This is a genomic window from Pirellulales bacterium (assembly GCA_035533075.1).
GTDB lineage: Bacteria > Planctomycetota > Planctomycetia > Pirellulales > JAICIG01 > DASSFG01.
On sequence record DATLUO010000235.1, the window covers coordinates 19,033 to 33,163 of the forward strand.

General features: G+C 63.4%; 11 protein-coding genes. 4 read left to right on the plus strand and 7 right to left on the minus strand.

Annotation, left to right across the window (positions count from 1 at the left end):
- Positions 1 to 84: 84 nt before the first annotated feature.
- Complete coding sequence (locus VNH11_29580) at positions 85 to 294, plus strand: hypothetical protein (GenBank protein ID HVA50533.1); 210 nt, start codon at positions 85 to 87, stop codon at positions 292 to 294.
- Complete coding sequence (locus VNH11_29585) at positions 291 to 716, plus strand: hypothetical protein (GenBank protein HVA50534.1); 426 nt, start codon at positions 291 to 293, stop codon at positions 714 to 716. Before VNH11_29580 ends, VNH11_29585 begins: the two co-directional genes overlap by 4 nt.
- Before the next feature lie 37 nt (positions 717 to 753).
- Here VNH11_29585 and VNH11_29590 read toward each other — a convergent pair whose 3' ends face one another.
- The 3 genes from VNH11_29590 to metH form a co-directional block, all read right to left on the minus strand.
- On the minus strand, positions 754 to 3,972 hold the full coding sequence (locus VNH11_29590; protein HVA50535.1) for a carboxypeptidase-like regulatory domain-containing protein: 3,219 nt from the start codon (positions 3,970 to 3,972) through the stop codon (positions 754 to 756).
- A 365-nt stretch (positions 3,973 to 4,337) separates the two neighbouring features.
- Positions 4,338 to 5,129: a DUF4058 family protein gene (locus VNH11_29595; protein ID HVA50536.1), complete on the minus strand. Its 792-nt coding sequence runs from the start codon at positions 5,127 to 5,129 to the stop codon at positions 4,338 to 4,340.
- 34 nt (positions 5,130 to 5,163) lie between these two features.
- Entirely contained in the window at positions 5,164 to 8,862 is a 3,699-nt protein-coding gene (metH, locus tag VNH11_29600; protein ID HVA50537.1) for a methionine synthase, read from the minus strand.
- A 176-nt stretch (positions 8,863 to 9,038) separates the two neighbouring features.
- Between metH and VNH11_29605 the strand changes: the two genes are divergently transcribed.
- Positions 9,039 to 9,275, plus strand: coding sequence for a hypothetical protein (locus tag VNH11_29605; protein HVA50538.1), 237 nt, complete (start codon positions 9,039 to 9,041; stop codon positions 9,273 to 9,275).
- Entirely contained in the window at positions 9,265 to 9,828 is a 564-nt protein-coding gene (locus tag VNH11_29610; GenBank protein HVA50539.1) for a hypothetical protein, read from the plus strand. Before VNH11_29605 ends, VNH11_29610 begins: the two co-directional genes overlap by 11 nt.
- 193 nt (positions 9,829 to 10,021) lie before the next feature.
- On the opposite strand, the gene VNH11_29615 is transcribed toward VNH11_29610, so the two are convergent.
- From VNH11_29615 to VNH11_29630, 4 genes are all read right to left on the minus strand, one after another.
- Positions 10,022 to 12,520 carry a hypothetical protein gene (locus VNH11_29615; protein HVA50540.1) on the minus strand — a complete coding sequence of 833 codons (2,499 nt, stop codon included), beginning with the start codon at positions 12,518 to 12,520 and terminating at the stop codon, positions 10,022 to 10,024.
- Between the two features lie 112 nt (positions 12,521 to 12,632).
- Complete coding sequence (locus tag VNH11_29620; GenBank protein HVA50541.1) at positions 12,633 to 13,037, minus strand: type II toxin-antitoxin system VapC family toxin; 405 nt, start codon at positions 13,035 to 13,037, stop codon at positions 12,633 to 12,635.
- A gap of 30 nt (positions 13,038 to 13,067) precedes the next feature.
- Positions 13,068 to 13,301, minus strand: a complete 234-nt coding sequence (locus VNH11_29625; GenBank protein HVA50542.1) for a hypothetical protein — start codon at positions 13,299 to 13,301, stop codon at positions 13,068 to 13,070.
- Positions 13,302 to 13,382: 81 nt separating this feature from the next.
- Positions 13,383 to 13,991 (minus strand): WYL domain-containing protein, encoded by a 609-nt coding sequence (locus tag VNH11_29630; GenBank protein ID HVA50543.1) that lies wholly within the window; start codon positions 13,989 to 13,991, stop codon positions 13,383 to 13,385.
- Positions 13,992 to 14,131: the final 140 nt, after the last annotated feature.

Here is a 14,131-nt window from a genome sequence, read left to right on the forward strand (position 1 = left end):
CGAACTCCCATATCCAATTCGATGACCGGGCTCGCGTTTGCTATATTGAAACGTGGGTATTCCAATTCGTGGAGGATTGTGGTCATGCCTTTGGCCGAGGTTTTACCGGAGGTGCAATTACTTTCGCGGCTCGACAAGATTCGCCTGATTCAGTTCCTTGCGCAGGAACTCGAGCGGGACGCCGGCAACCTGATTGAACCGGGGCTTTCCTATCCGATTTCATCGCCTGACCGAGCGTTCTCCGCCGCCGCAGCTCTGCTGCAGGCCTTGGAGGAACACGAGGGCCAGCCATGAGTGCCGCAGCACAGCAATTTCGCTATGTGCCGCGCGAGCCGTCGCTGGGCCAAGCGAGTCTGGCCCCGATGCTGACGCTCACCTTGACCGGCGCTCGGAGCGCCACGATATCGGCCCTTGTCGACAGCGGCGCCGCAGTCAATGTTCTGCCGTTTTCGCTGGGAGTCGACCTGGGACTCGACTCGGATCTGCAAACGCAATCGGTCGAGTTGTCCGGCAATTTGGCCTCTGTTGACGCCCGCGTAGTCGTATTATCGGCGGCGGTCGGGAGATTTCCTCCAGTGACCCTTGCGTTCGCTTGGGCGCGTACTGACGCCGTCTCCGTGATTTTGGGGCAAGTGAACTTCTTTTTGGAGTTCGATGTTTGCTTCTTCCGCTCGCGAAGTGTCTTCGAGGTCGGGCCTAAACCGGGCAAGCCATAAGGCCATCGCCAGCGCAGGCATCCTCAGTCCGTCGTTTTCACTGAATCCCCTGCCACATCATCGGCATTCGCAAGTAATCCGAGGCGGCCCGCCAGCGGGCCTCGCCTTGCTTCGACAGAATGTCGACCAGCCCGCCGCGCGCACGCGCTTTGGCGACGTTGGGGGCGCCGTTCGGGGCATCGTTGGGCAACATCTCAAACTGCGCGACCCCCCACGCGGGGTCGATCATCGCCGCCGCGGCAAACAAGCCCTTATATTCCCCCGGTGAATTCAGCTTCCGGTACGCCTCGTCGAGCAGATCGCCATAGAATTTGCGGGCCAAATCGCGGTCGTAACGTGAGAGGAACATCGCCAGATATGCCCGTGACAGCAGAATCGGCTCCTCGCGATCGCCCTGCTTCGCCAACGGCAAACGCAGCGAGATGGCCCGCCAAAGATACTCCTCCACGCGGTCGGGCTGAAGCTTCTCGACGATCGGCAAGAACCACGCCGCCAAAACCGGCGCGGTGTCGTAGTTATTGAAATGCGGCTCTTCGCTCTTAGCCAATTTCACCAGCAGGTTATATGTCCGCTCAAGCTGGGCCATGGCCGCCGCCGCGTCGGTGTCGACGAGTGCCTCCGCCGTCAGTCCTTCGGCGTAGGCCCTGAGCCGAGGAGTCGCGATCAGCTCGACCACTTCGTTCGCTCGCGTGAGATCCACGGGCGCCATGAGATACGCCACTCGAACAGCGAGCCACTCGCGCCCAGAATCGTTGCGCATCAGTTTGAGCACGCGCACGGCATCGGCCGGATGGGCCGCCGCCAAGATGCGCGCGATATTGCCGTGATGCCGCTCGTATTCGCGGTCGTCCTTAACGTCCTTGATCAGCGCCAGCGCGGCGGGCAGGTCGACCGTGGCCAACGCCTCGGCGGTGACCCCGCGCACATAGGCGGCCACGTTGTCGAGCGGCAGCGCGTCCACATCCGGCTTGATCGTGGCGATCAGCTTCCGCGCACCGTCCGCATCGCCACTTTCTGTCATCAACCGCGCGATGTAACCGGTCAGCGCCATCCGCATCGTCGGATCGCCCGCGCCCCGCAGGTGCAGGCGCGCTTTCTCCAGCCAATCGAGCTTGAGCTCCCGTTGCAAGGCCGGCAATCCGTCGGCCGACAGCACATAGCCGGCCGCCCGCGAGTAAGCATCGTCGAGCGCTTCGATAATCGCCATGGCGTCGTCGGGATGTTCCGCCGACCAGTGCTTGGCAACCTCGACCCGCAGCATGTCGGCCATGTCTCCCTTGACGCCCAGCGCCTCCAGCCGATCGAGCGCCGCGGCTGGGTCGACCTTGACCAACTCACGCAACACCGCCCCACGATCGCGGTCGTCTATTGCCTTCGGCAGAGCATCGAGCGCGGGCTTCAGCACGCGCCTGGCCAAGGCGAGATCGGCCGCCGGATCGACGTCGGGCAGCGTGGCCAAACGGCGCTGGGGCGGTTCGCTGGCCCGCGTGAGCACACTCTCGACATCGTCGCCGGCTTTCAGCGGTTGCCCGTGAAAGCGGAAGCCTTCCTTCTCGACGAACACGAAGGCGGCTTCGTTTTGATAACCCGACAACTCGAAACGTCCGTCGTTGTCCGAGGCGGCTTGCGTGCGTTGCGGGCCGTCGCCCGATTGAATGACCGTCGCGCCGGACACCGGCCGGCCTTGGCGATCGACAACGCGCCCGGCGATTGACCGCAGCGAGTCGATCACGACGTCTGGAAAGACAGGCGGCTTGTCCGCGGCGAACTCAACCCACTCGGTCCATTGCGGCGTGTGGCCCTCGGTGCCGATTTGAACGCGGTAGGGGGCGCCGACTTCGATCCACGCGCGGTACTCGCCGTTGGCGTCGGTCGACAGTTCTCGCGGCTCGCTATACCAAACCACGGGGTTTTCCACCGATTGTCCCTGGAAATCGACCTTGGTCACGGCTTTTTCGATCTTCGCCCCCGCCACGGTACGGCTGGCGCCATCGACCACTCGGCCGCGGGCGAGCGCGAGCTCGATGGGTGGCAGTTCAAAACCGGCTTTGCCGCCGGGCACCTGATAATTGTGATGGAGAAACCAGGCCGGCGCCCCGCGCGACTTGCTGAACTGCAGATACATATTGAACAGTCCGGGCAACCGCAAGAAATCGAAGTGTCCGTCTTCGCCGGTGGCGGCCGGAGACGACGAAGAACCGTTGTTCTCGTTCACACCCACCATCACGTCGGACAGCGGCTTGCCAGTGGCCGCCTCTCGCACCACGCCCTGCACGCGGACTGCCGGCTTGAAAGGAATGGTGATTTCGGCAGTTTTGCCGACTGCGACGGCAACCTCATTGGGCACCGCGGGCAGAAACGGCCGTTCCGGTTTGCGAACGACCGAGATGTAGCGGATCGTGCCCGCCGCGATGACCGGAATCTGAAACCCTCCTTCTTTGTCGCTCGTCGCCGTCGCTTCGGCCAGCGTCGAGTCGGGGCTTGGGTTGTTATCGCTGGGATAGCTCAAAAGCCAGATGCCGACACCATCGACCAAATCTTTTTCCGGCGCAACAAACCGCCCGTGGACACGGCCAACCGGTCTGAGCGCAATCCTGATCTCCGCCGGTTCTCCAGCCGTCGACGGCCTTAAATATCGCGATTGAGTACCGTACTGGTCGGTGACCACTCGGACCTGCGAAAGCTCGTCGCGGCTGAAGGCCGAAATCGTGGCCTTGCCTTCGCGATCGGTGGTCGCCGCGGCACAGAGCTGCGATGCTTCGGGCAAGAGCCGGCTGCCGCCTTCGTGATAAGTGATTACCGGCAGCGTTACTTGCGCCTCCGGCACCGGCTTGCCGTCCGGCCCAACGACAAGGACAGGCACATTCGCGGCCTCGGGCAGCACGAGCCGCACTTCTTCCGCCCGCGGCTTGCCGTCCTCAAACAGCAGCTTATGAGTCAGGCGTCGACCGCGGACGCCCGCCCAAATCTCTCCGCGTGGCCAAATGGCCGCCCCAACATCCGTGGGCGGTTGCAAAGTGAACCGCCCCTGTTCATCACTCTTGGCGTCGAGGGTCTGGTTCTTGCGTTCTTTGTTCCGCCAGGAATAGACCACGTCGGCCGCGGCGATCGGCTGGCCTTTCTCATCGACTACCACGCCCGACAGCGGCTTCATCGCTGCCTCGTCTTTCCCTCGTTGGGCAGGATCAGCGGCCAACGTCGGCCACGCGGCGGCGAGAACAAGTAAAAGAACAACACGGCCGATCAGCGCTTTCATGGGCGTAATCCTCCAACGGTTCGCCCCCGTCGCCGACTTCACTGCTGAGCATAAGACGCAACGTCTTGACAGTCAACCATCGGGCGACGGGCCGCAAATCGAGAGATTGAGCCACTCGTTGCGGTCGATGGGTGAAATGTCCAGCATAGGCGTGCATGATATTCAAACGACCCGCCCTTCGGCATCGGCGGTTTCAATTAAGCTTGGCAACGCTGCTGGCTTGCACGGGCATCGCCGCATTCGCCTCACATTGGTTCGCTCAATGGAGGCGGGCGGCAGCGGCTAATCAGGAGTTTGAGGCAACGATGGCAGGATTCGAGGTAGGAGCGGCCCGCCCAACCCAAATCCGCGCGGCGTCGCTTAGGCTACTTCACGCTCAGTTGGCCATTCCTTTTGCTACGCTTGCTCGGATAGCCGCTGCCGCGCCCAGGCGTAATCGGCCTCGGCGAGCGGCGGATGAGGCGGCAATTCATAGTCGACGGCCCCGCGCTGGTACGGCCCGCGTCGTAGGCCCGATTGCAAACGTGCCGTAGATCGAGCGGGATCTCAGGTTCGTTGACGCGCAAGGGCACCGCGACGACGGGCAACATCCGCCGAAGCAAGACCGGAAACACCTGCCAGGTGCCCCGTCCTTCACCACGCGTCCAGGCGCGGCTCACGAGCACCAAATAATCCGGCGGCGGCTTGAGCTTGCTCACCTTACGCCTGACGCGCGGGTTCGGCAGCAGTCGCCGGCCGCCGCGCAACAGGTCGATTTCCATCAGGCTGGCGTCGCTGGCGAAAACCTCTTCGTGCTTTTCCAAATAGCTCTCGCGGTCGGCGCCGATGATTTTATTGGCCGGACTGACAATTTCGATGAACGTCACCAGCCGATGCCGGCGGCGCGGATCGCGGACTTCGATCGACAGATGGCGGCCCGGCTCATCGGGAACAGTGATCTCAAGGTAATCGGAAACTTCCGTCCTGGGCAGTGCCGCCGTCGCAGTCGACCCGCCCCTGCCGGCTTGCGGACGGCGGACTTCGGCCACGGCCACGTCAGGTACGACTCGGTGCCGATACGCCGTGCCGGTGTCGCCGTCGACCACCCCGATTTCGGGCCGCATTTGCAAACGCGCGTAGTAGGGCGGCGGCAACGTGGTGTTGAGCACCGCGCTCATCTCGTAAGGTAGTTTAAACGAAGCCAATTCTACTTTACGGTTCGTATCCCAAGTTCGGCGACAACCAGCGCTCGACTTCGGCCACGGTCATCCCCTTTCGCCGGGCATAGTCTTCCACCTGGTCGCGCGTGATGCGGTCGACGGAAAAGTAACGCGCCGCGGGATGGGCGAAGTAAAGCCCGCTCACGCTCGCGGCAGGGTACATTGCGAAATTCTCGGTCAGCCGGATGCCGGTGGCCCGCTCGGCATCGAGCAGATCGAAGAGGATGCCCTTCTCCGTGTGATCGGGACAGGCCGGATAGCCGGGCGCCGGACGAATGCCGCGGTATTTTTCGTCGATCAAGTCGTCGTTCGTAAGCCGCTCTTCGCGGCCGTAACCCCACTCGCGCCGCGCCAGTTCGTGCAACCGCTCGGCGAACGCCTCGGCCAGCCGGTCGGCCAGCGCCTTCGCCATGATCGCCTGGTAGTCGTCGTGGTCGGCCTCGAAGCGATGCACCAATTCGTCGGTGCCGTGCCCGGTGGTGACGGCGAACGCGCCTAGATAATCGCGCCGGCCGCTGTCGGCGGGCGCCACAAAGTCGGCCAGCGCGTAAAACGCCGCCGTGCCCTTCCGCTCCCACTGCTGCCGCAACGTGTGAAATCGCACTCGCTCGGCCGCGCGGCTTTCATCATCATAGACCGCGACATCGTCGCCCACCGATGCAGCGGGCCAGAAGCCATACACGCCCCGCGCTTGCAGCAGCTTTTTGGCGACGATCTCGTCCAGCAACCGCGTCGCGTCGTCGAACAGCTTGCGGGCCTCGCCGCCCACTTCGGCGTCGTCGAAAATCTTCGGATATTTGCCGCGCAGCTCCCAAGCGGCGAAGAAGGGCGACCAGTCGATATATCGCACCAGCTCGTCGAGCGGAAATTCGTTGTGTACCCGCGTGCCGAGAAACGACGGCGCGTCGATGCGGACGTTCGTCCAATCGGTCTGGAAACGAGCGGCCACTGCCTGTGCGTATGGCACCAAGTGGACCGACTGCCGCTCGTGGTAGGCGGCCGCGAGCCGGTCTTGCTCCGCCCGGTTCTTGCGATCGAAATCGTCTTTCGACTTGGGATTGAGCAACTGCTCGACCACGCCGACCGACCGCGAGGCGTCGAGCACATGGACCGTCGCTCGGCTATAGGACGGGGCGATCTTCACCGCCGTGTGCTTGGCGCTCGTCGTGGCCCCGCCGATCAACAGCGGCGTGGTGAACTGTTGCCGCTCCATCTCTTTGGCCACGTGGACCATCTCGTCGAGGCTGGGAGTGATCAACCCGCTCAAGCCGATCAGGTCGACGCCTTCCTTCACGGCGGTCTCCAAAATCCGCTCGCAGGGCACCATCACGCCCAGGTCGATTATCCGATAGTTGTTGCAGGCCAGCACCACGCCCACGATGTTCTTGCCGATGTCGTGAACGTCGCCCTTGACCGTGGCCATCAGGATGGTGCCGCGCGGGGCGTCGCTTTGTCCGCTGGCCGCCTTCTCGGCTTCCATAAAAGGCAGCAGATACGCCACGGCCTTCTTCATCACACGGGCACTCTTCACCACCTGCGGCAGAAACATCTTGCCGGCCCCGAACAGATCGCCCACCACCTGCATGCCGGCCATCAGCGGCCCTTCGATGATCGACAGGCCGGTCGGATATTTTTGCCGGGCTTCCTCCACGTCGGCGTCGATGTAATCGACGATGCCGCGCACCAGGGCGTGCGAGAGCCGCTCATCCACCGGCGCGTTGCGCCAGGCCAGGTCGGCACCGGCCTGCTTGCCGCCTTGCCGCTTGACGGTCTCGGCAAACTCCACGAGCCGCTCGGTGGCGTCGGGCCGGCGGTCGAACAGCACGTCTTCGACCCGCTCACGCAACTCCGGCGGAATATCTTCATAGACGGCGAGCTGGCCGGCGTTGACGATGCCCATGTCGAGGCCGGCCCGAATGGCGTGGTATAAGAACGCCGAGTGCATGGCCTCGCGCACCACGTCGTTGCCGCGGAACGAAAACGAAATATTGCTTACCCCGCCCGACACCTTCACTCCCGGACAAACCTGCTTGATCTGCCGCGTGGCCTCGATGAAGTTGATGGCGTAACGGTTGTGCTCTTCGATGCCGGTGGCCACCGTGAGGATGTTGGGGTCGAAAATGATGTCGGTCGCGGGCATGCCAACCTTTTCGGTCAGCAGCTTGAATGCCCGGCGGCAGATGCGGACCTTGTCTTCGACTGTGGTGGCCTGGCCCTGTTCGTCGAAGGCCATCACCACCACGGCCGCGCCGTAACGGCGGACGAGCCGAGCATAATGCAGGAACTGCTCCTCGCCTTCCTTGAGGCTGATGGAGTTGACGATCGACTTGCCTTGCACGCACTTCAGGCCCGCCTCGATCACCGACCACTTCGAGCTGTCGATCATGATCGGCACGCGGCTGACGTCGCTCTCGGCGGCGATCAGGTTCAGGAACCGCGTCATGGCGGCTTCACCGTCGAGCATCGCCTCGTCCATGTTGACGTCGACGATGTTGGCGCCGCCTTCCACCTGGCCGCGGGCCACGGCTACGGCTTCTTCGAACTGCCCGTTCAGCACGAGCTTGGCGAACTTCTTCGAGCCGGTGACGTTGGTCCGCTCGCCGATCATGATGAAGTTGCTTTCGGGGCGGATGGTGAGCGTCTCCAGGCCGCTCAGGCGCGTAAGCGGTTCGGGCCTGGCACGCACGCGGGGAGCCTGGCCTTCGACCGCCTGGGCGATGGCGCGAATGTGCCGCGGAGTCGTGCCGCAACATCCGCCGACGATATTCAGCCAACCTTGCCGGGCGAATTCGCCGAGCGTGGCCGCCATCATTTCGGGCGTTTCATCGAAGCCGCCAAAGGCGTTCGGCAGGCCGGCGTTGGGATAGCAGCTCACGTACACCGATGCGATCTGCGACAGCTCTTCGACATACGGCCGAATGTGCTCGGGCCCCAGCGCGCAGTTCATGCCGACGCTCAGCAGGTTGGCGTGCGAGATCGACGTCCAGCACGCCTCCACCGTCTGTGCCGAGAGCGTCCGCCCGCCTTGGAAAATGGTGAACGACGCCATCACCGGCAACCGCACCTGGCGATCGTCGAAATACTTCTCGATGGCGAACAGGCAGGCCTTGAGCACCAGCGTGTCGAAGGCCGTTTCGGGCAACAGCAGATCGACTCCACCGTCGACCAGCGCCTCGACCTGCTCGTAATAGGTGGCCACCATCTCGTCGAACGTGACCGCCCGGTAACCGGGATCGTGGACGTTGCCGGCAATCGAAAGCTGCCGGTTGGTGGGGCCGATGGAACCGGCCACGAAGCGCGGTTTTTCCGGCGTTCGGGCAGAGAAATCGTCGGCCGCCCGGCGGGCCAATGCCGCCGCCGCCAGATTCAGTTCGCGCACCTGGGATTCGAGTTCGAAATCGGACATTGCCACCGAGGTGGCGCCGAAGGTATTCGTCTCGATGATGTCGGCGCCGGCCTCGAGATACTGACGATGAATGTTCTCGATCGCCTCCGGCTGCGTGATCGAGAGGATATCGATGAAGTTTTTGAGGTCCTTGGTGTGTCCGGCGAACTGCGGGCCGCGGAAGTCGCTTTCGTTGAATTTGAGCGCATGGACCATCGTGCCCATCGCTCCGTCGAGGATGAGAATGCGCTCGGCCAGCAGGCATTCGAGCACTTCGCGGTCCTGTTTTTGTTCTGCGGCGGCCATCGACGTTAGGGCTTGCGTAACAAGTGTTTATATTCGACCTTCAGGCCTCAAATATGGCACAGCCGGCCGTGTGGCTCAAGGCGAGGTCTGCGGCGGCTCCAGGGTTACGGGCAGCGTCGGGCGCTGTATATTGGAGGGCGGTTAGGTCACTGCCCCGCTTTTATTCTCACCGCCCCATGCAGCCCACGAAGCAACTCATCGACGAATTGTATCTCGACAAAATACGGGCGGCCCGCGAAATGTCGCCGGAACAGAAGCTTTTGGCCGGCCCGCGGCTGTTCGAACGTTCGTGCCGCATCATGCTTGACGGCTTGCGCCATGAAAACCCGGGCGCGAACGAAGAGCGCTTAAAGGAACTGCTCCGAGAGCGATTGACGCTAGTGCGGCGAGTGCGAGGCAGAGATGCAAGGTGATGAAGCCGTCGTCGCCGTCGTCGATGCACTTGATGCGCTCGGCGTCGAATACATGCTCGTTGGATCGTTATCCAGCAACTTCTATGGGATTCCGCGATTGACCGAGGACGCCGATATCGTCGTCGAGCTAGGCAAAGTCTCGCTTCATGACCTTATGCAGCGGCTGGGACCGGAATTCCGTCTGGAGCCGCAAGCGTCGTTCGACACGATTACGATGACGACACGCCACATCTTGAGGGTACCCTCGAGCGGATTCACCATTGAGCTGTTCCAGCTTAGCGACAACGACCACGATCAAGAGCGATTTCGGCGACGCGGCCCAGTTTCGCTGTTCGGACGCACGATTGCCATTCCGACCGCCGAAGATGTCATCGTCACCAAGCTGTACTGGGCATTGACGAGACGGCACCCCAAGGACCGGGAGGACGTCCGCGACGTCATTGCCGTTCAGAACGAGAAACTGGACTGGGACTACATCCATTCCTGGGCCGATCGGCACGGCACGCGGGCCTTGCTCGACGAGATTCGTCGCGAAATCCCGCCGGGTGTTTAGCTGTGGGCCACCGTTGCCGCGTCGCGTGTGGGAACGCGTTTGCGCCTCGCGCGGGCCAAGACTCTGTAGGGAACGGACTCCGTGCCGTTCCGCCGATTGCCGATTGATGATCGTTCGGTGCGCGCGGAACGGCACGGAGTCCGTTCCCTACAGAGACCGTTCGCGAGCCCTCGTGCAAACCGGTTCCCACACCCTACCGCGTTTTCGTCTTCGCCTTCGCCCTGGCGGTTGCGGGCGCGGAACTGTCGGCCAGCCAGCGGAGCACGAAACGGGCCTGAATTTCCAGTCCGCCCGACCAATAGTCGTCGAGCAATCCGGCCAACACGACGTCGGTCGGGGCATCGGGCAAGGTACGCTGCCGCTCGACGAAATCGCCCAAGAACGAGGCCAAGGGCTTGGGCAGCACGCTGATTGCCGCCTGCGTCTGGGCCGGATCGAGCCGGGCCAACTGGCCCAGACCCTTGAGTGCGGCATCGACGGCCGGCGCGCGGCTTTCGAGCACCAAGGAGTAATCGCGGCGGAAGTCGGCGATGCTCAATTTCTCCAGCCCGGCCGCGGCAAAGCGATTGACCAGCGCCGGCTCGATCATGCCGGCCAAGAGGGCCGCTGCCAGGTGCCCCAAGGGACCGGTCGAGGCCGAGTCGAGCCGCATCAACTCGCGCTGCGCGCCGCGGTCGTCGCTGGCGTAATAGAGCACGGCCGCCCGTGCCAGGCGACAGGGCCAGCTCTCGGCGGGAAAGATTTCGCGGCAGGTGTGCAGCGTTTCGGCCGCCAGCCAGAGCGAGTTGTCGCTGCGCGGGGGATGGCCCGGCCGGAGCGGCTCGGCCGGAATAAAGTAGTGATCGGCCTCGCTCGCCGGAGCGGCTTGCCCATCCAGGTCGGGCAAGAAGTACGCCGCCAGCAACCCCTGCCAGACATGGAAACCTTGCTTGTCGCCGGCCAGCGCCACACCTTCCCAGGCCCGCCAGAGATGGGCCAGCTCGCAGATGCCGAAGGCCGTCATGGCCGTCACCGGCCGGCGCGGGTCGTGGTCGTTGCGATCGCCGCTCGTGATGCGCCGCATGTCGGCGATCGAGTTTTCCAGCCGTCGCGGGGCGGCCGAGAGCGTCGCCTCTTGTTCGTGCTTGGCGTCGAACACGGCGGCCTTCAACAACCGGCCGGTGGCCGCGTCGGCTTCGAGCAATGCGTTTTTCGTTTTGATCCGCAGCACCCCCTGCTCGACCTTGCAAGCGGCGTCGGGCACGTGGGCCAAGGCGATGAACGCGGCCGGGGCCAAATCGGCATCGACGAGTACGGGCTGGGCGGGCTTCGATGCGTCGGCCCGTTTCACCTCCGGGTCGAGCGAAAGGGCCAGCTTGCGCGGCTGCCGCGGATCGGGGTGCAGCTTCAGGCGGAGCGACAATTGTTTCTCGCCCGGTGCGGTGGCGAACAGCCGGTCTCGCATCGGCGAAAAGATGGCAATTTGCTCGGCGGTGATTTCCAGTCCGGCCAGACAGCGCAGCGTTTCAACTTTGGGCGGTGCCGTCCCGGCCAGGCTCCGCAACTTGAACAACACGCCTCGCGTGAGCGCCCGACTGGGATCGCTCACGTCGGCACGCACGAAGACGCCGCGGGCCGACACCACCGTTTGCACCGTCCGCACGCCCAGCGAAGCGTCGCGGAGCGTCAAAACCAAATCTTCCTTCCCGGTGTGGAACTGTTCGGTCAGCCAGCCGCGCAGCCGCAGCAACGCCTGCTCTTCGGCCGAGAACGGTTCGTCCAGCAGGGGACCATCGGCGGCCTCGATCAGCTTGAGGGTCAACTTCGGCGGCTGGCCCGCTTGTTTGGGCATTTCGGGAATCGCGGCGGAGAACGCGAAGCGGCCAGATTCATAGAGCCGCGTCTGGAGGTTCGACAGCCGATTGCGGTCGAACGGCTGACCGGGCGCGACGTTCAAGAAGCGGCCGATCGCCTCGGCCGCATGCCTTTGAGCGCCGACCACTTCGACCGCGCCGAACACGCCCGGCGGCCCTTCGTCTTCGACTTCGACGACCAGTTCGGCGAACCCGCGCCCTTCGAGCGGCACCACGTGGACATCCAGCTTGGGAAAAAAATAGCCATGCTGGGCAAAAGCCAGGTAGACCTGACGCTTGAGCTGCTCGCGGGACCAATGGTTGAACCGCGCCGGCTGGCCGGCGATCCAGATCGGCTTCTCGCCGAAATCGTCGATCGCGACCAGGTCTTCGGTGGCCTTCCAGGCAATCCGGGCGTCGTCGCGATCGACCGGGTGCGCGGCGGCCAGCCATTCGGCGAGGTCGGCCGGGGCGATGTGCGTCGCGCCCACCATTCGCACCGGGCCGGCTCGATAGCGCGGACCCTCCTGCGCCACCACGACGATGCGCCGCGACTGCAAATTGGGCCGGACTTCGACGACGGCGTTGGCAAAGCCTGCCCGGCGGTAGCCGGCTTCCAGGCGGCGGCCAATGGTCTTCAACAGCGGATCGAGCGCGGCCGCCGGTTCGGCCGCCAACAGGTATTCCAGGTCGCTGGCCAGGGCCTCTTTCAATTGGTCGGGCGTGGTGAACCGTGCCCCGGCGATATCGAGCCGGTCGACGGATCCCAGGTCGCCGACGGTGGGCGGCGCCGCGCCGGCGGCAGCGGCGCAAGAGTACGATAAAACAAAGTACAGCAAGGAGTTAAAATCACGGCGCATGCGTATCCCTCACCAGCGGTTGGGCCGTAAAGATAATCGCCGGCTCGGAAAACACCAATGGCGGTTCGCGTCGGGACGGCTCGATTACCAAACTCCGGTGATCGACAATGGCCTATGGCCCCGTTTGCCAATCTTCCAACAGCAATCCTGGAACCCGCGAGAACTCTGCCGTGTTATGTGTCACGAGGCGAAGCCCCGCCGCCTTTGCCTGGCCGGCCAGCAGAACATCGTAGGGGCCGATCATCTGGCCCTGCGATTCGAGCTGCGCTCGAATACGGGCCGCCTCCTTTGCCGCCTGAGCGTCAAAGGTCAACTCGTTGACCGCGGCCAGCAGCCGACTTACTTTGGACTGCTCGCGAGTTGGATCGGCGCACTTTTCAACTCCCGTGTAAAGCTCGTAGACCGTGATCGTCGAAACCGCGCATGCCGCCGGGGCCACGGATGACATTTGCGCGACCACCGACGGATGGTTTTTCATGGCGGCAATGCACGTGTTTGTATCGAGCAGGTATTGCAATGTCGGGCAAGCAGGACGTCGGAGAAACGATCAGCCGAGCGCGGGAACGGGCGGCATCTCGCCCTGAGGGGGCCGAGCAAATGCCGGATCGTCGATGCGTATCTGCTGAAAAAAACCTTCGGGCCAATTCATCGCCTTAATTGGCTCAAGGATGATTGCCTCACCGTCCTTGCGAATGGAGAGGGCTTCGCCGGAAACGCGGAACTCCGGTGGCAGTTTGATCGCCTGTTCCCCCTCGAAGCTGACTACCTGTGCGGTTTTCACGTTGGGCTCCCAGAAAACGCCGACATCTACCAGAATGGCCGCGGGAACTCGCGGAGTCAATGGCGGGGTGTCCGCGTTATTTCACCGGCGGCACTCCCTATGCCCAGCCTGACGATTCATTCGCAAACCTTCTTCCAATTGCTCGACGAACCGCTGACGCAACTCGATGGGCTTGATGACCTCGGCAAAGCCCGTCCACGGCAACAGCCACCACAGGATTTCGTCGAGGCCGTCGACGCGGAACTGGAGCGTAACGGAGCCATCGCGGTGCCGCTTGACTTTCTGCGTGTGGTGCCAACGGGTCTCCGTTACCTGCACCGCCGCCTCTTTTGCGAAACGAATCTCGACATCGTGGCTCGGTTCGCCGCGAAAGATGTCCCAGGCATTGCCCAGGTGGGCGCGCAGATCGAAATCGTCGGGCACCTCCGCCGCTCGCTCCAGCAGCCGCAGTCCGCGGAAACGCACCACTCGCAGATTTCGCGGCGCCGTTTCTCCTTCTGCTCTCGCAATCAAGTACCACGCCTGCCGCGCCAGGCAGAGCCGATAGGGGTGCAGCGTTACGCGCCACGGCTTCTCTGAATAAGGGCTGCGATAGCTGCCGCGAAGTTGCCTCCGCTCAACGAGTGCCCGTTGAATCGTCGCGATCGTTTCGCGGTGCGCGCTGTGATCGACCATCTTCAGGCCCAGCACTTAAGTTTAGCCGACTTTTCTTTGCTTGCATTCGAGGCGGGCTCCAGTGACCAGTAGCTGCAGCGCCGTCCAGCCACGCCACAATACCATCCAGCCGGGACGTTTGTCGCCGCGACGGTTTTGGTGGCCTCCAAGACGCG